General features: G+C 32.8%; 1 protein-coding gene and 1 pseudogene. Both read right to left on the bottom strand.

All coding sequences use genetic code 11. The annotated features are described in order from the left end of the window. Positions 1 to 347: pseudogene (locus C6H66_RS27195) on the bottom strand (hypothetical protein); the annotation flags it as partial. 297 nt (positions 348 to 644) lie between these two features. Further along, positions 645 to 1,367, bottom strand: coding sequence for a helix-turn-helix transcriptional regulator (locus C6H66_RS25275; RefSeq protein WP_105397072.1), 723 nt, complete (start codon positions 1,365 to 1,367; stop codon positions 645 to 647). Positions 1,368 to 1,631 lie beyond the last annotated feature (264 nt).

Below are 1,631 nucleotides of genomic sequence, written 5' to 3'. Positions count from 1 at the left end.
GATACTTTCAACGAGATTTCATTAGACGCATCAATTTTAGGTTGGTTATCACAACCAGCTAATACAAATCCTAACAAACAAATTACTAACAATTTTTTCATATTCATCCCCCACAGAATATTAAACAAGGGAATAATAACAGAAACAGAAACAATAAGCCGTTTAAAACCTTTAGGAAGACCGCTGTAATAAATCATTGCATCGTTGGCATAGATGAATCGATGTTCGTTGTCTTTTATAGCCCAAATATCATTGCTGTTTTCCATATATGATATAAAGGCGTCAAAGCTTTTTGAATGAACATCCAGATCTTTGTTTACAGAGAAACTCATAGTGTTATCTTTCATAATTTCACCTATCATGATTAAACTGTAAAAACTTCCATGTAAAATTATCACTTTTACGACACAATGGATAATTATATTTATGAGTTTCTGGGCGCCTATTTGGTGCGGATGATTTTACAGAGGAGCAGTTTCCTGTAATCACCTTCAATATACTAATATTCTATATTGTGTAAAATTTTTATTATTAATTATGTTTTTAATGAATAATTGCAATGTGAAATATGCTGGATAGAATGTGAGAGAAACAAGGCTTAAGGTTCTGCCAAGCAGAACCCTAATAGAATGTGTAGTTCATTGTTATACTAGAGGTATATAGGGATTCGTGTTAATAAATCGAGTAGGAGCATAGTTATCATATCCCTTACCCCTGCAATATTCTTTTAACTGGCTTAATGAATTTATTCCTATTTTCTGATAAATGATATGTAGCCTGCTTTGTACCGTTCTATAGGTAATATCTAATTTTCTCGCTATGTCTTTAGCGCTTAGCGATTGTAATGCAAAAAATACTATATCGAACTCTCTATCAGTAAATAAATCAGTTGGTTTGCCAAAAGTTAATGAGTCAGGCTGAAGGTTGTTTTCAAAATGATACATGGAATAAATTTCAAGTTTTGTACCGTGACCAACAACCCCAATGCATTTCCCATCCTTCATTAGGGGGGTAACATTGAGCATAAATGGTTGGATCATTTTTTGTTTCCCACCATAAGTCAAGGTGTTTAATACTGGAATGTTTTTTTGACTCGTCATTACAACATCACAACTAGCTTGTATAATATTTTCAAACTCAGACCACGGTGCTGGACACTCACCATCAAGCTTCCCTTCTATATTAAAACCTTTAGGAAGACCGCTGTAATAAATCATTGCATCGTTGGCATAGATGAATCGATGTTCGTTGTCTTTTATAGCCCAAATATCATTGCTGTTTTCCATATATGATATAAAGGCGTCAAAGCTTTTTGAATGAACATCCAGATCTTTGTTTACAGAGAAACTCATAGTGTTATCTTTCATAATTTCACCTATCATGATTAAACTGTAAAAACTTCCATGTAAAATTATCACTTTTACGACACAATGGATAATTATATTTATGAGTTTCTGGGCACCTAGAAAATGAGTAATTCCTTCATGGGATTATTTGCATTAAACGGCAATAAGGTGGAAATCTATGCCGTTTTTTTATTATCATCAATAACTTAAATGGAACTTAAACAAGCCAATTTTCAAATTTGAATTATTACGACTATTGCTTATAATGTGCGCCGCATTCTAAGT

Origin of the sequence: Photorhabdus hindustanensis (assembly GCF_002968995.1) — a bacterium.
GTDB classification, from domain to species: domain Bacteria; phylum Pseudomonadota; class Gammaproteobacteria; order Enterobacterales; family Enterobacteriaceae; genus Photorhabdus; species Photorhabdus akhurstii.
Note: the sequence above shows the minus strand (reverse complement) of the source record. Positions and strands in the feature narration are given on the sequence as shown.